Origin of the sequence: Bhargavaea cecembensis (assembly GCF_000826125.2) — a bacterium.
Classification (GTDB): Bacteria; Bacillota; Bacilli; order Bacillales_A; family Planococcaceae; genus Bhargavaea; species Bhargavaea cecembensis_B.
Genome location: NZ_LN651373.1, coordinates 1,287,158 through 1,304,909 on the forward strand (window position 1 = coordinate 1,287,158; position 17,752 = coordinate 1,304,909).

Annotated in this window: 18 protein-coding genes and 1 pseudogene; 18 read left to right on the forward strand and 1 reads right to left on the reverse strand. The window is 59.1% G+C overall.

The features are described 5' to 3' along the window. Window positions 1–8: 8 nt before the first annotated feature. From BN1189_RS11885 to BN1189_RS11940, 12 genes and pseudogenes are all read left to right on the forward strand, one after another. Window positions 9–1,130, forward strand: a complete 1,122-nt coding sequence (locus BN1189_RS11885; protein WP_257125418.1) for a prephenate dehydrogenase — start codon at window positions 9–11, stop codon at window positions 1,128–1,130. Between the two features lie 21 nt (window positions 1,131–1,151). Continuing rightward, a complete protein-coding gene (aroA, locus tag BN1189_RS11890; protein ID WP_040228362.1) occupies window positions 1,152–2,441 on the forward strand; it encodes a 3-phosphoshikimate 1-carboxyvinyltransferase in 1,290 nt (429 codons plus the stop codon). A gap of 32 nt (window positions 2,442–2,473) precedes the next feature. Next, window positions 2,474–3,643 (forward strand): annotated as a pseudogene (gene aroA / locus BN1189_RS11895) (3-phosphoshikimate 1-carboxyvinyltransferase); the annotation flags it as partial. Window positions 3,644–4,126: 483 nt separating this feature from the next. Then, entirely contained in the window at window positions 4,127–5,140 is a 1,014-nt protein-coding gene (locus BN1189_RS11900; RefSeq protein WP_441296273.1) for a tetratricopeptide repeat protein, read from the forward strand. 32 nt (window positions 5,141–5,172) lie between these two features. Beyond that, complete coding sequence (locus tag BN1189_RS11905; RefSeq protein ID WP_040228363.1) at window positions 5,173–6,426, forward strand: tetratricopeptide repeat protein; 1,254 nt, start codon at window positions 5,173–5,175, stop codon at window positions 6,424–6,426. Window positions 6,427–6,440: 14 nt separating this feature from the next. After that, window positions 6,441–6,995 carry a ReoY family proteolytic degradation factor gene (locus tag BN1189_RS11910; protein ID WP_040228365.1) on the forward strand — a complete coding sequence of 185 codons (555 nt, stop codon included), beginning with the start codon at window positions 6,441–6,443 and terminating at the stop codon, window positions 6,993–6,995. Window positions 6,996–7,043: 48 nt separating this feature from the next. After that, window positions 7,044–7,493 (forward strand): YpiF family protein, encoded by a 450-nt coding sequence (locus BN1189_RS11915; RefSeq protein WP_040228366.1) that lies wholly within the window; start codon window positions 7,044–7,046, stop codon window positions 7,491–7,493. A 149-nt stretch (window positions 7,494–7,642) separates the two neighbouring features. Beyond that, the gene (locus tag BN1189_RS11920) at window positions 7,643–8,146 is read left to right on the forward strand and encodes a ubiquinol-cytochrome c reductase iron-sulfur subunit (protein ID WP_040228409.1); all 504 of its coding nucleotides are present in this window, start codon (window positions 7,643–7,645) and stop codon (window positions 8,144–8,146) included. Window positions 8,147–8,168: 22 nt separating this feature from the next. Next, complete coding sequence (qcrB, locus tag BN1189_RS11925; protein ID WP_040228367.1) at window positions 8,169–8,843, forward strand: menaquinol-cytochrome c reductase cytochrome b subunit; 675 nt, start codon at window positions 8,169–8,171, stop codon at window positions 8,841–8,843. Between the two features lie 41 nt (window positions 8,844–8,884). Next, the gene (locus BN1189_RS11930; RefSeq protein ID WP_040228369.1) at window positions 8,885–9,670 is read left to right on the forward strand and encodes a menaquinol-cytochrome c reductase cytochrome b/c subunit; all 786 of its coding nucleotides are present in this window, start codon (window positions 8,885–8,887) and stop codon (window positions 9,668–9,670) included. 53 nt (window positions 9,671–9,723) lie between these two features. Further along, complete coding sequence (locus tag BN1189_RS11935; protein WP_040228370.1) at window positions 9,724–10,338, forward strand: DUF1405 domain-containing protein; 615 nt, start codon at window positions 9,724–9,726, stop codon at window positions 10,336–10,338. 33 nt (window positions 10,339–10,371) lie between these two features. Continuing rightward, entirely contained in the window at window positions 10,372–11,040 is a 669-nt protein-coding gene (locus tag BN1189_RS11940) for a zinc metallopeptidase (RefSeq protein WP_040228371.1), read from the forward strand. Between the two features lie 603 nt (window positions 11,041–11,643). Here BN1189_RS11940 and BN1189_RS11945 read toward each other — a convergent pair. Further along, complete coding sequence (locus BN1189_RS11945) at window positions 11,644–12,513, reverse strand: YitT family protein (RefSeq protein WP_040228373.1); 870 nt, start codon at window positions 12,511–12,513, stop codon at window positions 11,644–11,646. 321 nt (window positions 12,514–12,834) lie between these two features. On the opposite strand from BN1189_RS11945, the gene BN1189_RS11950 reads away from it, so the two are divergent. The 6 genes from BN1189_RS11950 to BN1189_RS11975 are packed head-to-tail and all read left to right on the forward strand — an operon-like array spanning window position 12,835 to window position 17,671. After that, window positions 12,835–13,170: a nucleotide pyrophosphohydrolase gene (locus BN1189_RS11950; protein WP_040228374.1), complete on the forward strand. Its 336-nt coding sequence runs from the start codon at window positions 12,835–12,837 to the stop codon at window positions 13,168–13,170. A 2-nt stretch (window positions 13,171–13,172) separates the two neighbouring features. Then, window positions 13,173–13,949 carry a 4-hydroxy-tetrahydrodipicolinate reductase gene (dapB, locus tag BN1189_RS11955; RefSeq protein WP_040228377.1) on the forward strand — a complete coding sequence of 259 codons (777 nt, stop codon included), beginning with the start codon at window positions 13,173–13,175 and terminating at the stop codon, window positions 13,947–13,949. A gap of 15 nt (window positions 13,950–13,964) precedes the next feature. Next, the gene (gene mgsA, locus BN1189_RS11960) at window positions 13,965–14,381 is read left to right on the forward strand and encodes a methylglyoxal synthase (RefSeq protein ID WP_040228380.1); all 417 of its coding nucleotides are present in this window, start codon (window positions 13,965–13,967) and stop codon (window positions 14,379–14,381) included. Further along, window positions 14,378–15,517: an N-acetyl-alpha-D-glucosaminyl L-malate synthase BshA gene (bshA, locus tag BN1189_RS11965; protein ID WP_040228381.1), complete on the forward strand. Its 1,140-nt coding sequence runs from the start codon at window positions 14,378–14,380 to the stop codon at window positions 15,515–15,517. The genes mgsA and bshA overlap by 4 nt, the downstream gene beginning before the upstream one ends. Next, complete coding sequence (locus tag BN1189_RS11970) at window positions 15,514–16,704, forward strand: CCA tRNA nucleotidyltransferase (RefSeq protein ID WP_040228384.1); 1,191 nt, start codon at window positions 15,514–15,516, stop codon at window positions 16,702–16,704. The genes bshA and BN1189_RS11970 overlap by 4 nt, the downstream gene beginning before the upstream one ends. Beyond that, window positions 16,682–17,671: a biotin--[acetyl-CoA-carboxylase] ligase gene (locus tag BN1189_RS11975; protein ID WP_040228385.1), complete on the forward strand. Its 990-nt coding sequence runs from the start codon at window positions 16,682–16,684 to the stop codon at window positions 17,669–17,671. The genes BN1189_RS11970 and BN1189_RS11975 overlap by 23 nt, the downstream gene beginning before the upstream one ends. The last annotated feature ends 81 nt before the right edge of the window (window positions 17,672–17,752 follow it).

Sequence of the window (17,752 nt, forward strand, 5' to 3'; positions counted from 1 at the left end):
GTCGGCAAATGGGAGTTGTTGGATGCATGGAAACGAAAGTGGCCGTCATCGGCCTCGGCCTGATCGGCGGATCGATGGCGCTCGCTCTCCAGCGTCATGAGAGAGTGAGGATCACCGGATTTGACGCGGATGAACGCCCCGTTCAGGAGGCGCTTCATCTCGGCGTAATCCACAGCAAGGCGGAAACGGCTCGGCAGGCTGCGGAATCCGCAGATTTCATTATATTTGCAACGCCTGTGAATGAGACCGTCAGAATGATGAAAGAAGCGGCGGAAAGCTGGAATCTGAAGCCGGGAGCCATCCTGACGGACACCGGAAGCACGAAATCCTGGATCATGGAGCATGCGGATGCGTTTTCCGGAAAAGACGCCGTGTTCATCGGGGGCCACCCGATGGCCGGCTCCCACAAAAGCGGCGTGCGTGCGGCAAAGGAACATCTGTTTGAGAATGCCTATTATCTTCTGACCCCCGCTTCCAGGAAAGACACGGCGGCGGTGCGGCGCCTGGAGGAGTTCCTCGGCGTGACGAAAGCGAAACTCGCCGTCGTCTCGGCGGCGGAGCACGATGCGATGACTGCGGTCGTCAGCCATTTTCCGCATCTCGTCGCCGCATCGCTCGTCAGGCGTCTGGAGGACGAGACGGAAGACCATCCGTTCGCAAGGGAACTGGCGGCCGGCGGCTTCCGCGACCTGACGCGGATCGCTTCATCCAATCCGGACATGTGGCGGGATATCACGCTCCAGAACCGGGATGAGCTGCTCGACCAGCTCGACCTCTGGCAACAGGAAATGGAAGCGGTGCGGGCGATTGTCGAGTCGGGCGACGCCGATGAAATCCGCAGTTTCTACGACGGGGCGCGCGCCTACCGCGATGCGCTGCCTCTCCGGTCCCAGGGAGCGCTTTTCAGCTCATTCGACCTCAATGTCGACATCCCGGACAACCCGGGAGCCATTTCGGAGATCACCGGAATTCTGGCAGACGCGGGAATTTCCATCACGAACGTGCGGATCGTCGAATCCCGTGCGGATGTGTTCGGGATCCTCGTCGTCTCGTTCCAGACAGCGGAGGACCGGGAAAAGGGCAAACGCTGCCTTGCGGAGAAGACAGGCTATGAAGTTTCGATCACTTGACGCGACAGGGGGAATGGGAAGATGGAACGGATGACATTGGATTACGGGGAAGCGGCGCTAAAAGGCAGCCTTGCCGTTCCTGGGGACAAGTCGATCTCGCACCGCTCGGTGATGTTCGGCAGCATGGCGGAAGGCCGCACGACCGTATCCGGGTTCCTGCCGGGCGAGGACTGCCTGCGGACAATCGACTGTTTCCGGTCGCTCGGCGTCCGCATTGATCGGGAAGGGACGGACCTCATCATCGACAGCCCGGGAATCGACGGGTGGAAGGAGCCGTCGGAAATCCTTTACACGGGAAATTCCGGCACGACGACCCGGCTCATCCTCGGCGTGCTCGCCGGTTCGCGCGTCCATTCCGTCGTCACCGGGGACAGCTCGATCGCGAAGCGGCCGATGAAGCGGGTCACCGGACCGCTGGCGCTCATGGGAGCGGACATCCGGGGCCGTGACGATGCGCGGTTCACGCCGCTGTCGGTGCAGGGCGGGCCGCTGCGGGCGATCGACTATGAAATGCCGGTCGCCAGCGCGCAGGTGAAGTCGGCGGTTCTGTTTGCCGCGCTCCGGGCGGAAGGGGAATCGGTCGTCCGGGAGAAGGAAGTGTCCCGCGACCATACCGAGCGGATGATGCAAAACTTCGGCATCCGGATTGAAAGCGAAGACGGGATCATCCGGCTCGCCGGCGGACAGAAGCCGTCGGCGGTCCACGTCGATGTGCCGGGAGACATTTCATCGGCGGCCTTCTTCCTCGCTGCCGCGGCCCTCGTTCCGGGAAGCCGGGTGGAGCTCGGCAACGTCGGCCTGAACCCGACCCGGACGGGGATGCTGGATGCACTGGAGGCGATGGGTGCCGACATGGAAGTGGACGAAAGCGGATCGGCGGATTCCGAACCGCGCGGCACGGTCACAGTGCGTCATTCATCGCTTCGGGGAACCGAGATTTCCGGTGCGCTCATCCCGCGCCTCATCGATGAGATCCCGGTCATCGCGCTCCTCGCCACGCAGGCCGAGGGGACGACGGTGATCCGGGATGCGGAAGAACTGCGCGTGAAGGAGACGGACCGGATCGCCGCGGTGGCGGAGGAGCTGGGCAAGCTCGGCGCCGACATCGAACCGGCGCCGGACGGCATGATCATCCGGGGGCCGGTGAAGCTCCGCGGCGGCAGCGTCGACTCCCGCGGCGACCATCGGATCGGCATGATGGCGGCGGTCGCCGCGCTCATCACGGACGGTCCGGTCACTCTGGAAGACCCGGATTGCATCGGAATTTCCTACCCCGGATTTTTTGAAGATCTGGACTCCCTCCGGGGATGAAAAACCGGACAACCGCCGGAACTCCGGCGNCGACCGTATCCGGGTTCCTGCCGGGCGAGGACTGCCTGCGGACAATCGACTGTTTCCGGTCGCTCGGCGTCCGCATTGATCGGGAAGGGACGGACCTCATCATCGACAGCCCGGGAATCGACGGGTGGAAGGAGCCGTCGGAAATCCTTTACACGGGAAATTCCGGCACGACGACCCGGCTCATCCTCGGCGTGCTCGCCGGTTCGCGCGTCCATTCCGTCGTCACCGGGGACAGCTCGATCGCGAAGCGGCCGATGAAGCGGGTCACCGGACCGCTGGCGCTCATGGGAGCGGACATCCGGGGCCGTGACGATGCGCGGTTCACGCCGCTGTCGGTGCAGGGCGGGCCGCTGCGGGCGATCGACTATGAAATGCCGGTCGCCAGCGCGCAGGTGAAGTCGGCGGTTCTGTTTGCCGCGCTCCGGGCGGAAGGGGAATCGGTCGTCCGGGAGAAGGAAGTGTCCCGCGACCATACCGAGCGGATGATGCAAAACTTCGGCATCCGGATTGAAAGCGAAGACGGGATCATCCGGCTCGCCGGCGGACAGAAGCCGTCGGCGGTCCACGTCGATGTGCCGGGAGACATTTCATCGGCGGCCTTCTTCCTCGCTGCCGCGGCCCTCGTTCCGGGAAGCCGGGTGGAGCTCGGCAACGTCGGCCTGAACCCGACCCGGACGGGGATGCTGGATGCACTGGAGGCGATGGGTGCCGACATGGAAGTGGACGAAAGCGGATCGGCGGATTCCGAACCGCGCGGCACGGTCACAGTGCGTCATTCATCGCTTCGGGGAACCGAGATTTCCGGTGCGCTCATCCCGCGCCTCATCGATGAGATCCCGGTCATCGCGCTCCTCGCCACGCAGGCCGAGGGGACGACGGTGATCCGGGATGCGGAAGAACTGCGCGTGAAGGAGACGGACCGGATCGCCGCGGTGGCGGAGGAGCTGGGCAAGCTCGGCGCCGACATCGAACCGGCGCCGGACGGCATGATCATCCGGGGGCCGGTGAAGCTCCGCGGCGGCAGCGTCGACTCCCGCGGCGACCATCGGATCGGCATGATGGCGGCGGTCGCCGCGCTCATCACGGACGGTCCGGTCACTCTGGAAGACCCGGATTGCATCGGAATTTCCTACCCCGGATTTTTTGAAGATCTGGACTCCCTCCGGGGATGAAAAACCGGACAACCGCCGGAACTCCGGCGGCGTCCGTGCGCAACCGTGTGAAAGCCTCTTGCCAAGGGGCTTTTTTTCTTGTGAAGGGCCGACTCATCTTGTAGCATGAAGTATGAAAAACGACGGGACGGGTGAATACTGATGGAGAAAATCGAACAACTGCAACAAAGCATCCTGGACGGGGACCTGGCGGGTGCCGAGTCCCTGATCCTGGACATCCAGGCGTCGCCGGATGCGGAGACCCGGTACATGGCGGCCGAGCTTTTGGGCGAATACGGTTTTCTGCAGGAGGCCGACCTGCTTTACGACGGACTGCTCAAGCTGATGCCGGATGAGGCCCAGCTGAAGATCGACCGGGCGCAGGTCCTCATGGAGCTCGGGGAAGAGGACGAGGCCCTTCTCCTGCTCTCTTCCGTCCGGCCGGATGAAGAGGAATACACGCAGGCGCTTCTCGTTCTTGCGGACTATTACCAGATGGCCGGCATGGCCGAATCGGCGCTCCGCAAAGTCGAGGAAGCGGCCGCCATCATGCCGGACGAGCCGGCCATCCTGTTCGCGAAGGCCGAACTGCTGCTTGATTCGGGCAGGTATTCGCAGGCGGCGAGGCTGTACGGGGAAATCCGGAAGTCGGCCGAGGAAATCGCTGGCGTCCGGCTGACCTCCCGGATCGCCGAAGCCTACGCAGCCGGCGCGGCTTACGAAGAAGCGCTTCCGTATTACCGGGAGTCCCTCGAGCATGCCCGGACGCCGGACCTGCTGTTCGGCTATGCCTACGCAGCGTATCAGAGCGGCCTGTACAAAGAAGCGGTCGAGGTTCTCGGAGAGCTGAAGGAGATCGACCCTGACTACTTCTCCGCCTATGCCCTCCTTGCCCAGGCGCAGACGATGACCGGGGAGGACGAGGCCGCCTACCGGACGCTCGGCGAGGGCCTGACGCGCGACAAGTACGACAAGGAGCTGTACCTCGCCGCGGGCAAGCTCGCCCTGAAGACCGGCCGGCCGGGTGAAGCGGAAGAGCACCTCAGGGAAGCGATCGCCCTTGACCCCGAATACATGGAGGCCATCCATGCGCTGCTCTCGCTCTATGATCAGAACGAACGGGACGCCGAGACAATTGCGATGATCGGGGAGCTCCGCAAAGAAGGGACGGACTGGTCCGGCCTTTATCCGTTCGCCGCCTACGCCTACGAGCGCGAAGAAGATTATCCGAACGCATATGAATTTTACCGACTTGCATATCATGAGTTTAAGGAAGACCCGCAGTTCCTGGAAAAGTTCGCCCTTTTCCTCCTCGATGAAGGAAAACGGGAGGAAGCCATCGAAGTGATACAAAGACTTGCCNTTCCTACCCCGGATTTTTTGAAGATCTGGACTCCCTCCGGGGATGAAAAACCGGACAACCGCCGGAACTCCGGCGGCGTCCGTGCGCAACCGTGTGAAAGCCTCTTGCCAAGGGGCTTTTTTTCTTGTGAAGGGCCGACTCATCTTGTAGCATGAAGTATGAAAAACGACGGGACGGGTGAATACTGATGGAGAAAATCGAACAACTGCAACAAAGCATCCTGGACGGGGACCTGGCGGGTGCCGAGTCCCTGATCCTGGACATCCAGGCGTCGCCGGATGCGGAGACCCGGTACATGGCGGCCGAGCTTTTGGGCGAATACGGTTTTCTGCAGGAGGCCGACCTGCTTTACGACGGACTGCTCAAGCTGATGCCGGATGAGGCCCAGCTGAAGATCGACCGGGCGCAGGTCCTCATGGAGCTCGGGGAAGAGGACGAGGCCCTTCTCCTGCTCTCTTCCGTCCGGCCGGATGAAGAGGAATACACGCAGGCGCTTCTCGTTCTTGCGGACTATTACCAGATGGCCGGCATGGCCGAATCGGCGCTCCGCAAAGTCGAGGAAGCGGCCGCCATCATGCCGGACGAGCCGGCCATCCTGTTCGCGAAGGCCGAACTGCTGCTTGATTCGGGCAGGTATTCGCAGGCGGCGAGGCTGTACGGGGAAATCCGGAAGTCGGCCGAGGAAATCGCTGGCGTCCGGCTGACCTCCCGGATCGCCGAAGCCTACGCAGCCGGCGCGGCTTACGAAGAAGCGCTTCCGTATTACCGGGAGTCCCTCGAGCATGCCCGGACGCCGGACCTGCTGTTCGGCTATGCCTACGCAGCGTATCAGAGCGGCCTGTACAAAGAAGCGGTCGAGGTTCTCGGAGAGCTGAAGGAGATCGACCCTGACTACTTCTCCGCCTATGCCCTCCTTGCCCAGGCGCAGACGATGACCGGGGAGGACGAGGCCGCCTACCGGACGCTCGGCGAGGGCCTGACGCGCGACAAGTACGACAAGGAGCTGTACCTCGCCGCGGGCAAGCTCGCCCTGAAGACCGGCCGGCCGGGTGAAGCGGAAGAGCACCTCAGGGAAGCGATCGCCCTTGACCCCGAATACATGGAGGCCATCCATGCGCTGCTCTCGCTCTATGATCAGAACGAACGGGACGCCGAGACAATTGCGATGATCGGGGAGCTCCGCAAAGAAGGGACGGACTGGTCCGGCCTTTATCCGTTCGCCGCCTACGCCTACGAGCGCGAAGAAGATTATCCGAACGCATATGAATTTTACCGACTTGCATATCATGAGTTTAAGGAAGACCCGCAGTTCCTGGAAAAGTTCGCCCTTTTCCTCCTCGATGAAGGAAAACGGGAGGAAGCCATCGAAGTGATACAAAGACTTGCCGTTCTGGTTCCCGATGATCCGAGATGGACATCATTTCTCGAGAACGACATGTGAAAGGAGGGGATTTTGTGGCAGCGTCAGTCCCGGTCGCCGAAAAGAAAGAGTTTGTCAGGTGGTTCTTGAAAAACCATCAGCTGAAACGTCGGGAATGCGTTTGGATCCTGAACTATCTCCTGAGCCACGACAAACTGCTGAAGAACGTCCGCTTTGTTGATGAGGCCCACTATTGCCCGAGGGCCATGGTGATGTCGACGACTGATTCGGACGGCATCCCGTTCCGCTTCTACAAGGGGAACTTGATGACCGCGGATGCGGAAAAGTCCTTCCACGATCTTCGTCTCCATCCCGAGGAAAACATGTTTCTTCAGCTGAACTTCCCGGGGCGGCATTCCTGTCCGGAATATGCCGCAGTCCTCGAAGACAATCCGTTTGTTCCGGAGTATATCAGAATCAGCGAGAAGGACAGAAAAGAAGCTGAACGGCTTCTTGAGGACAGCGTGCTCGCTTTCCGGGAGGATCAGCTGCTCCGGGAGATCGACGAAGCGCTGGACCGCAATGACAAAGAGAAATTTTTCTCTCTGTCCAAGACACTCCAGTCGATCAAGGAAGTGGGTAATCCATGACTTCATCCGGGAGATGAGGTCTTTTTTCTATAGAAGGGGGAATTTATTATGAACTGGACCGCAAAAGACATGGATCTGTATTTGCAGCAGACCGACTATATCGATACCGCACTCGTCCCGCTCGTCGCAATCGGAAGTACGGAGCAGGACATGAAGCAGAGCGCTTCTTCGGCGGAGTTCCTCATGAACCTGACCGTCTTCCTGGAACATCAATTCAAGGGCAGGATCATGCTCCTGCCCCCGTTCAGCTACGTGGAGAAGGGCGACAAGTCCCGACTGGCCGCTGAGTGGCGGGAATCTCTCGGGGACATGCCCTTCAAGCATGTGTTCTTTCTCACGACGGACCCCGCGTGGACGCGGGATGCAATCATCGAAGAGGCCATCTGGATTCCATCGATTCCAATCGAGCATATGGACAAGAAATTGAAGCAGTCCGTCCTCGAAGACCAGGTGCGCCAGATCATCCCGTTGCTGACCGCAAAGTGGACAGGCCAATGATGCGACATAAAAAGTTCACAAAGTGGCGTCCGCGGTAAATGCTTTGTTGAATTCCGGGTATGATTGAGCTATCATAGATATGTCCTAGCTATGCTATTCAGTAAAAGATTGTCCGTTGGACTGACCTTTTAGTAAGAGGGGGGAACATGATGAGCAAATCACGAGTTTCACGACGTCAATTTCTTAACTATACGTTATTGGGCGTCGGCGGATTCATGGCTTCCGGCATGCTCATGCCGATGATCCGCTTTGCAGTGGACCCTGTTCTCGAAGCCGGCGCTGCCGGGGATTTCATCCCGACCAGCCAAAAGGTGAGCGAGCTGACAGAAGAGCCGATCCGCGTGGACTTCACTTATGACCAAGTGGACGGCTGGTACGAGTCCGAAGTGACAGGTACCGCATGGGTTTACAAGGAAGGCGACAAAGTCGTCGCGCTTTCTCCGGTGTGCAAACACCTCGGCTGCACGGTTAACTGGGCATCCGACAAGGATCACCCGCACCAGTTCTACTGCCCGTGCCATGGTGGGCGCTACGAAAAGAACGGGAAAAACGTGCCGGGGACACCTCCGACAGGCCCGCTCGACGAGTTCGAATCCATGGAAAAAGACGGCCTGCTTTATCTCGGAGCCGCGAAACCGAACACACTAGTCTAATTAGTTAGGGGGTCAGACAACCGTGCTGAACAGAATCTACGATTGGGTGGACGAGCGGCTCGACATCACGCCGATCTGGCGCGACATCGCCGACCATGAAGTACCTGAGCACGTAAACCCTGCGCATCATTTTTCCGCATTCATCTACTGCTTCGGCGGACTGACGTTCTTCGTCACCGTCATCCAGATCCTGTCCGGGATGTTCCTCACGATGTACTACACACCGGACATTGAAAATGCTTGGAGATCCGTCTACTACCTCCAAAACGAGGTGGCATTCGGCGAGATCGTGCGCGGCATGCACCACTGGGGGGCATCTCTCGTCATCGTCATGATGTTCCTACATACTCTTCGGGTATTCTTCACGGGCTCCTACAAGAAACCGCGTGAACTGAACTGGATCGTCGGCGTGCTGATTTTCGTCACGATGCTCGGCCTCGGCTTCACGGGCTACCTTCTCCCTTGGGATATGAAAGCCCTCTTCGCCACGAAGGTCGGTATCGAGATCGCAGCTTCCGTGCCGTTTATCGGGGATTGGATCAAGGTCCTCCTTGCCGGAGACTCAACCATCCTCGGTGCCCAGACACTTACACGTTTCTTCGCGATCCATGTGTTCTTCCTGCCTGCCGCATTGCTTGCATTGCTCGCGGCGCACTTCATCATGATCCGGAGACAAGGTATTTCCGGTCCGTTGTAAGAATAACGGACAACTAACGTCCAAAAAGAGGAGGGGACACTATGCATCGCGGAAAAGGGATGAAATTCGTTGGTGACTCCCGTATTCGTACGTACGAGAAGAACCGGATCCCGAAAGACTATTCGGAGTACCCAGGCAAAACGGAGGCATTCTGGCCGAACTTCCTTCTGAAGGAATGGATGATCGGTGCCATCTTCCTCGTCGGTTACCTGATCCTGACGGTCGCCCATCCATCGCCGCTTGAGCGGCAGGCCGATCCGACCGATACAGGATATATTCCGCTGCCTGACTGGTACTTCCTGTTCATGTACCAGCTTCTGAAATACGAGTTTGCTTCCGGCCCGTTCAACGTTGTCGGTGCAATCGTCATTCCGGGCCTTGCCATCGGTGCACTCATGCTCGTTCCGTTCATGGACACGACCAAGGAACGCCGTCCGATCAAGCGCCCGCTCCCGACAGCTTTCATGCTGCTTGCCGTGCTTTCGATGATTTACCTTACTTGGGAATCCGTCGTCAACCACGACTGGGATGCAGCAAAAGCTCAAGGTGAGATTGTGGAGGAAGCGGAATTTGATACGTCCGATCCGGGTTACGAAATTTATATGAACCAGTCTTGTGTCACTTGTCACGGTGAAAACTTCGAGGGAACTCCTGCAGGGGCTCCGCTCGTCGGAACCGGACATACAGCCGAAGAAGTTGCAGACATCGCAGTGAACGGGATTGCCAAAGACGGCGAGCAGCTCATGCCGCCGAACGCTTTCCAGGGAACGGATGAAGAACTTGAGCAGCTGGCTGAGTTCATCTCAGGCGTCACGAGTCAGGAATAATGAAAAAAAGAGCCAGGGAATCTGGCTCTTTTTTCATACCCGGAGGATGTTGTATGAATCAGACCATCAGTTTTGTTCGGGCGGCCCTGAATGACCGGAAGTTCCTCATTCTGCTGTTTCTCATCAACCTGGCCGGCACGATCTACGGTTACATATGGTACGAAGGGCAGCTGAGGCAGACCGAGCCGATCTTCCTTCCGTTCGTGCCCGACAGCCCGACCGCCAGTCTCTTTTTCACGATTGCCGTGCTCGGCTGGATCCTCGGCCGCCACTGGAAGCTGGCGGAGGCGCTTGCCCTCATCACGCTCGTCAAATACGGCCTCTGGGCAGTCGTCATGAATATCTGGACACTCATCGAGACTGGCCCCATCGGCCCGCTCGGATGGATGCTCGTCGTCTCCCATTTTGCGATGGCCGTCCAGGCGGTTCTGTACATGGGGAACTACCGGTTCGGGCTCTGGCACATCGCCGCGGCCTCAATCTGGACGATGCACGACGTGGTCATCGACTATGTGTTCGGCCAGATGCCCGTCTACGGGGACCTGATGCAGCATATGAACGTCATCGGCTACTTTACATTCTGGCTGACGGTCGCCTGCATCGGGCTCGCCGTTTTCTCATGGCGCCGCCGGACCGTTTTATTGGCGGAAGAGCAGGCAAGCCGGTAAAATAGAAGTAGATAGAATAAGGGAGGATGCAGAATGTTCCTGATCTACCTGCTGATCATCATTGCGCTTCCGATTTACGCGCAATCCAAAGTTAAAAGTGCCTACAGCAAATATTCACGGGTCCGTTCCACCTCAGGAATGACCGGTGCCGAAGTGGCCCGGCTCATCCTCGACAAGAACGGCCTCCAGGACGTCAAAGTCGTCGAGACACCCGGCGTCCTGTCCGATCACTACAATCCGATCACGAAAACCGTTGCCCTGTCCACGGACAACTACCGGAAGCCGTCGGTCGCCGGAACGGCAGTCGCGGCCCACGAAGTCGGCCATGCCATCCAGGATGCCCATGACTACGCATTCCTCCGTTTCCGCCACCGCCTTGCACCGGTCGCGAACATCACATCGAATGCCTCGTGGATCTTCATCATGGGCGGCCTGTTCTTCTCCAGCTTGAACTCGCTCCTCGGCATCGGCATCGCCCTCATGGCCGTCGGCGTCCTGTTCCAGGTCGTCACACTGCCTGTCGAATTCAATGCCTCCAGCCGGGCGATGAACCAGATTGTCGAGCTCGGCATCATCCGCAACGAAGAAGAGCCGGCCGCGAAGAAAGTCCTCAGCGCCGCAGCCCTCACATACGTCGCTGCAGCCGCTGTCGCCGTCCTCGAACTGGTCCGCCTCCTGCTCATCTTCACGAACAGGGAATAGAATGACGAACAGGGAAGGAAACCCGATTTGGTTTCCTTCCCTGTTTTTTTGTTGTGTGGGTGAAGCCAACGGGGACCGAGCGGCTTGAGAAAGCGGCCGCGAGAATGAGCGAAGCGGTCGCGGAAAGTTTCCGGTCTGCTTAATCGACGGTCCATATTTCAAATCGGCGGCCCATATTGTAAATCGGGACTCTATATTTCAAATCGCCGTTCCATATTGTAAATTGGGACTCCATATTTCAAATCGCCGTTCCATATTGTAAATCAGGGCTCCATATTTCAAATCGGCGGTCCATATTGTAAATCAGGGCTCCATATTTTAAATCGCCGGTCCATATTGTAAATCGGGACTCCATATTTTAAATCGCCGGTCCATATTGTAAATCGGGGCTCCATATTTCAAATCGGCGATCCATATTGTAAATTGGGACTCTATATTTCAAATCGGCAGTCCATATTGTAAATTGGGACTCTATATTTCAAATCGGCGTTCCATATTGTAAATCGGGGCTCCATATTTCATATCAGTCCCATATAGAAACAATAAAAAAGGGCCCGCCTCCAAGCATCGGGGACCGATGCCTGTGGCAGCCCTTGGCCAGATTTATTCAATCGGGCGTTTTTCTTCATCGAGTGTGAAGCCTTCGCCCATGACATCTTTCACGTCGGTGACGGAAACGAATGCATGGGGGTCGATCGAATTAATGATGTTTTTCAGCTTGACGATCTCATTTTTCCCGACGACGCAGTAAATGACTTCGCGCGGCGACTTTGTATAATGTCCGTAGCCTTTCAGGACAGTGACGCCGCGGTCCATTTCCTCTGTGATCCGCTCGGCAATCTCATCCTGCCATTCCGAGATGATCCAGGCCCCGCGACCGGAATAAGCCCCTTCCTGGACAAAATCGATGACCCGAGCGCCGAGGAAGACGGCAACAAGCGTGTACATCATGCGCGGTGTCGTAAGGTACGTCGCCCAGGAAAGGAGGATGACGCCGGCATCAAACATGAACATCGTCCGGCCCATGCTCCAGCCGGCGTATTTATTCGCAAGCCGTGCAATGATGTCGACGCCGCCCGTCGTTCCGCCATACCGGAAGATGATCCCGAGACCGATCCCGATGAAAATCCCGGCAAACAGGGCGACGAGGAACATGTCATTCTGCAGGCCCACTTCGAATTGATAGATCGTGAACACTTTCAGGAAAATCGAAACCGCCACCGTCCCGATGACCGTGTAGACAAACGGCTTCCGGCCAAGCAGCTTCCAGCCGATGAAGAACATCGGGATGTTGAGGACCAGGTTCATGACCGCCGGGTCCAGATTAAAGACGAACAGAAGGATGAGGGTCAGTCCGGTGAACCCGCCTTCGGCCAGCTCATTCTGGATATTGAAATGCACGAGGCCGAAGCTGAAGATCGCCGCTCCGACCAGGATCATCATGATGTTTTTTAGCTTGATCCCCTGGAACATCGGCATCATCCTTTCTGGGTTGATAGATAACGGGCTGCGTGAGTGAGCCGCAATTGGGCGCGAGTAAGCCGCATTTGCGCTTGAGTGAGCCGCTTTGGCAGGCGAGTGAGCCGCATTTGAGTTTGAGTAAGCCGCATTTGAACCCGAGTGCGTACCTTGTCATAGGTCATTCAGCTCCGCGATGCAGGCCTCGCTGCGCTGACTGTCTTGCGCCTGTCGGGTCTGAACGGCCCGCTCCGCCTTACCTTAGTATCCTTTATCCGATTAGTTTTGACAATAGGATGAAGATTTATATACCATGAAGAGAGGAGTTGAGGAAAGTTGGAAAATGAGCGGACGATGAAGGACATGCAACAAGAGGTGGATCGATACATATCCCAGTTTAAAGAGGGGTATTTTCCGCCGATGGAGCTGCTGGCCCGGCTGACGGAGGAACTCGGTGAGCTGGCGAGGGAAGTGCAGCATGTCCATGGAATGAAAAAGAAGAAATCGGACGAGGCGGAGAAGTCGCTTGAGGAGGAATTGGGCGATCTGTTTTTCGTCCTGATCTGCTTTGCGAATTCGAACGGGATTGAGATGGACCGGGCGCTCGGGACGGTTCTGGAGAAGTTCAGGACCCGCGACCGGGACAGATGGACTAAAATCGGGGAGGAATAAAGATGATCCGAGTGGCGGTGGCCGGCCCGCGCGGCCGGATGGGCGCAATGGCGGTGGAGACGCTTGTCACAGAACGCGATATGCTGTTGGTCGGGGTGCTTGACCGGAAGATGGCCGAGCATTCGGCGACGCTCGGCGGGAAGGTGCCGATCTTTACGGACATGGCGACGCTTGCCGAAGAATCCAAGCCGGACGTCCTTGTCGAGCTGACGACCCATGAATCGGTTTTCCGGAACACGCGGGATGCCATCCAGGAGGGGATCCGTCCGGTCGTCGGGACGAGCGGGCTGACCGCCCAGCAGATCAGCCTTCTCACGGAGCTTTGCCGGGAAAAGCAGATCGGCTGCATCCTGGCGCCGAATTTTTCGGTCGGCGCGGCGCTCATGATGAAGTTTTCCGCGATGGCCGCCAAGCTCATGCCGGAGGCGGAGATCATCGAGCTGCACCATGACGGCAAGAAAGACGCGCCTTCTGGGACGGCCGAACTCACCGCCCGGATGATGGCGGAGTCCACCGGAGCCGCCGGAAAGCCGGCAGCCGGCGAAGAAGACGAAAATTCCGGTCACGGAAACCGGGTTGCCGGCATTCCGGTCCACAGCATCCGGCTGCCCGGCCTCCTGTCTCATCAGGAAGTCCTGTTCGGAGGGGACGGCCAGCTGCTCACGATCCGGCATGATTCGTTCAGCAGGCAATCATACATGACCGGGATCAAGCTGGCGGTCCGCGAAGTCATGAACAGAACAGGGCTCATCAGCGGACTTGACAAGATCATCGGGTGAAACGGAGGGATCCCATTGAACATCGCATTGATCGCACATGATAAAAAGAAAGATGATCTGATCGAATTTGTCATCGCCTATCTTCCCATATTCAAGGAACACACCCTGTTCGCGACCGGGACGACGGGACTGCGGGTGGCGGAGGCGACCGGGCTGGACGTCCACCGGTTCCAGTCCGGGCCGCTCGGCGGCGACCAACAGATCGGCGCCATGATCGCCCAGAACAAGCTGGACCTCGTCATTTTCTTCCGGGATCCGCTCACCGCCCAGCCGCATGAACCGGACGTGTCGGCGCTTCTCCGCCTGTCGGACGTGTACATGGTCCCGCTGGCGACGAACATGGGCACCGCGGAAGTGCTTCTGCGCGGACTGTCGGAAGACTATCTTGATTGGCGCGAGCTGAAACGGGCCACCGGAGGGGAGGCCGAGTGAGGAAGCTGAAGATCGGCATCACTTGCTATCCGTCCCTCGGCGGCTCCGGCGTCGTTGCGACGGAGCTCGGCATTTTGCTGGCCGAGCGCGGCCACGAAGTTCATTTCATCACGTCGGGCCGGCCGTTCCGGCTTTACATGGATCAGCCGAACATCACGGTGCATGAAGTGGAAGTCGGACATTACGCGGTGTTCAAGTTCACGCCGTATGACATCGCGCTTGCGAACAAGATCTCGGAAGTGATCATCGATGAGCAGCTGGACGTCCTCCATGCCCATTACGCCGTGCCGCACGCGGTGTGCGCCGCGCTCGCGAAGGACATGGCGGAGTCCGACATCGCGGTCGTCACGACGCTGCACGGGACGGACGTCACCGTTCTCGGTCACGACCCGACACTCCGCGGCACCGTGAAGTACGGGATCAATAAATCCGACCTGACGACGGCGGTATCGGATTCGCTCAAGCAGGACACATATGACTTGATCAAGCCGGCGAAGGAAATCCGGACGGTCTACAACTTCGTCGATGATCGGCAATACCGGCCGGTCGATGCCCATCATATGAAAGCGGCGCTCGGCATCCCGGAAGAAGACAAAATCCTGATCCACGTCTCGAATTTCCGCAAGGTGAAGCGGATCGAGGACGTGATCCGGAGCTTCGCCATCGTGAACCGGGAAATCCCGTCCAAGCTGCTGCTTGTCGGAGAAGGTCCGGAGATGGCGGACGTGCATGCACTGGCGACCGAAATCGGCGTCGGAACGGAAGTGCTGTTCCTTGGAAAACGCGACGACCTGCCCGACCTGTTCTCGATCTGCGACCTGAACTTGCTGCTGTCGGAGAAGGAAGCGTTCGGACTCGTCCTCATCGAGGCGATGGCCTGCGGCGTGCCGTGCGTCGGTTCGGACATCGGGGGCATCCCGGAAGTGATCACCGACGGGGAGAACGGATTCATCCGCCCGCTCGGAGATATTGAAGGATTCGCAGAAGCGGCGCTCGCCGTACTGAAAAATCCGGAGCTTGCGTCAAGGTTCTCCAAAGACGCCATCCGGTCGGTCCGGGAGCGGTTCAGCGCGGAAGAAATCGTCAAGCAGTACGAGTCCCTTTATTTCGAGGCGCTCGGGGAGAAGCCGGTTTGACGGCCAAGATCTGGGAAGCGGCATTCAGCATCGTGGGAACGCTCCGGGAGGCCGGATTCGAAGCGGTCATCGTCGGCGGCGCCGTCCGTGACCGCTTCATGGGACTGCCGGCGGACGATGTCGACGTCGCCACGTCCGCGCTGCCCGAACAGGTGAAGTCGGTGTTCCCGAAAACCGCGGACGTCGGGATCACCCACGGGACGGTCCTCGTCATCCATCCGGATGCGCCGGTCGAGGTGACAACGTTCCGGACGGAAGGGACCTATACCGACCACCGCCGGCCGGACAGCGTCGAATATGTCCAGTCGCTGAAGGAAGACCTGAGGCGGCGGGACTTCACGATGAATGCGATCGCGCTCCGGGACGACGGCTCATATGACGATCCGTTCGGCGGCCGGCAGGATATCCGGGACGGGATCATCCGGGCGGTCGGAGACCCGGACGAGCGGTTCGGCGAAGATGCGCTCCGCATGCTCCGGGCGGTCCGCTTCGCCGCAAGGACGGGCTTCCGGATCGAAGAAGGGACATATGCCGCGATCGGCCGCCATGCAAAAAGCATCCGGGCCGTTTCGGTGGAGCGCGTGAAGATGGAGCTCGACAAAGTGTGGGTGAGCGGCCGGGCGGCACTCGCGGTCCGGCTGCTCGCCCAAACGGGGCTCGCGCACTGGCTTCCGCTCATGGAGCCGGAACGCCTCATGCAGAACCTCCCTGTCTGGGAGCGGTTCGGGAAGCCGGAGCGTCCCGTTGACGGCTGGGCGCTTCTGTCGCTCCTTGCCGGAAGCCCGGAAGGCAATCCGTACAAGCTGTCAAACGCAGAAAAATTGTCCCTACGGCTCATCCGGCAGGCCTATGAAATCAGGTCCGCCCGCCCGTACCGGCAAATGGACATTTACCGGCTGCCGGCGGAGGCGCTGAAGGCCGGGTGGCATTTTGCCTGGCTGACGGGACAGGCTCCGCCTGCAAATCCGGATGAGATCGACCGGCTGAAAGCCCGCCTGCCGATCGGCTCGATGCGGGAACTGGAAGTGACCGGCAATGAGCTGATCGGCTGGACCGGCCGAAAAGGCGGCCCTTGGATCAAAGAATGGCTCGGAAAAATAGAGGAAGCGGTCGTCACGGAAAAGATTCCGAATCACCGTGACGACATCAAAGGATGGTTCATGAATGGAATCGAAAGTGAAGGATAAGGAAAGCCTGCTTGCCCGGCTGCTCGGTGCGGGCGGGGAGCCGTTGTCCGGCCAGGCCCTCGCCGACGAAGCGGGCGTCTCAAGGACGGCGGTATGGAAATGGATCAAGGAGCTGGAGGAAGAAGGCTACACAATCCGCCCGGTGCGAAAGAAAGGCTACGTCCTGGAGGGCGTGCCGGACATCGTCTCTCCGGAACTCCTGAGGAGCCATCTCGGGGATGACCGGTTCGTGAGCCGCATCCTCCATTTCCCGACCGTGGAATCGACGATGCCGATCGCCCACAAGGAAGCGCAGGAAGAGGCCCCGCACGGCACGGTCGTCATCGCGGATGAACAGACGTCCGGCAAAGGCCGCCTCGCCCGCCCGTGGGATTCGGCCGCCGGCAAGGGAATCTGGATGAGCGTCATCCTGAAGCCCGACATCCCGCCGCACCGGGCACCCCAGTTCACGCTCATCGCGGCGGTCGCCGTCTCGAATGCAATCCGTGAAGAGGCGGGCGTGGAAGCTCTGATCAAATGGCCGAATGACCTGCTCATCGGCAACCGGAAAGTGACCGGCATCCTGACGGAACTGCAGGCGGACCCTGATCGCGTCCAGGCGATCATCATCGGGATCGGCATCAACGTCAACCAGGAGCCCGGGGACTTCCCGGAAGAACTGAAGGACATTGCGACTTCCGTCCGGATCCATGCCGGCAGGGAGATCAGCCGGGCCCGCCTCGCAGCCTCGGTGCTCCGCCATCTCGGCCGGCTGTCCGATCTTTACCTGACTGAAGGCTTTTCCGAAATCCGCCGGATGTGGGAAGAGCGCGCCGTGACGATCGGCCGGCGTGTGAAGGCGGTCATGGTCCGGGAAACGGTCTACGGGACGGCCATCGGCATTACGGACGACGGCGTGCTCGAGGTCCGGCTCGATGACGGGCAAATCCGCGGAATTTATTCAGCCGACATCGAACTTCAGAATTGAAGATTGCAAACGTTCGTCCGACTCTGCTATATTGAAGGCGGAGAAGGGCGGTATCATAACTGAACTGCACCTGAAACAGCT

What these genes read in the sequence shown, in the direction of transcription:
- BN1189_RS11920 (WP_040228409.1), top strand. Translation starts at nt 7,643, where the DNA reads ATGAGCAAATCACGAGTTTCACGACGTCAATTTCTTAACTATACGTTA.
- BN1189_RS11935 (WP_040228370.1), top strand. Translation starts at nt 9,724, where the DNA reads ATGAATCAGACCATCAGTTTTGTTCGGGCGGCCCTGAATGACCGGAAG.
- BN1189_RS11940 (WP_040228371.1), top strand. Translation starts at nt 10,372, where the DNA reads ATGTTCCTGATCTACCTGCTGATCATCATTGCGCTTCCGATTTACGCG.
- BN1189_RS11915 (WP_040228366.1), top strand. Translation starts at nt 7,044, where the DNA reads ATGAACTGGACCGCAAAAGACATGGATCTGTATTTGCAGCAGACCGAC.
- BN1189_RS11905 (WP_040228363.1), top strand. Translation starts at nt 5,173, where the DNA reads ATGGAGAAAATCGAACAACTGCAACAAAGCATCCTGGACGGGGACCTG.
- aroA (WP_040228362.1), top strand. Translation starts at nt 1,152, where the DNA reads ATGGAACGGATGACATTGGATTACGGGGAAGCGGCGCTAAAAGGCAGC.
- BN1189_RS11945 (WP_040228373.1), bottom strand. Translation starts at nt 12,513, where the DNA reads ATGTTCCAGGGGATCAAGCTAAAAAACATCATGATGATCCTGGTCGGA.
- BN1189_RS11930 (WP_040228369.1), top strand. Translation starts at nt 8,885, where the DNA reads ATGCATCGCGGAAAAGGGATGAAATTCGTTGGTGACTCCCGTATTCGT.
- BN1189_RS11885 (WP_257125418.1), top strand. Translation starts at nt 9, where the DNA reads ATGGGAGTTGTTGGATGCATGGAAACGAAAGTGGCCGTCATCGGCCTC.
- BN1189_RS11975 (WP_040228385.1), top strand. Translation starts at nt 16,682, where the DNA reads ATGGAATCGAAAGTGAAGGATAAGGAAAGCCTGCTTGCCCGGCTGCTC.
- dapB (WP_040228377.1), top strand. Translation starts at nt 13,173, where the DNA reads ATGATCCGAGTGGCGGTGGCCGGCCCGCGCGGCCGGATGGGCGCAATG.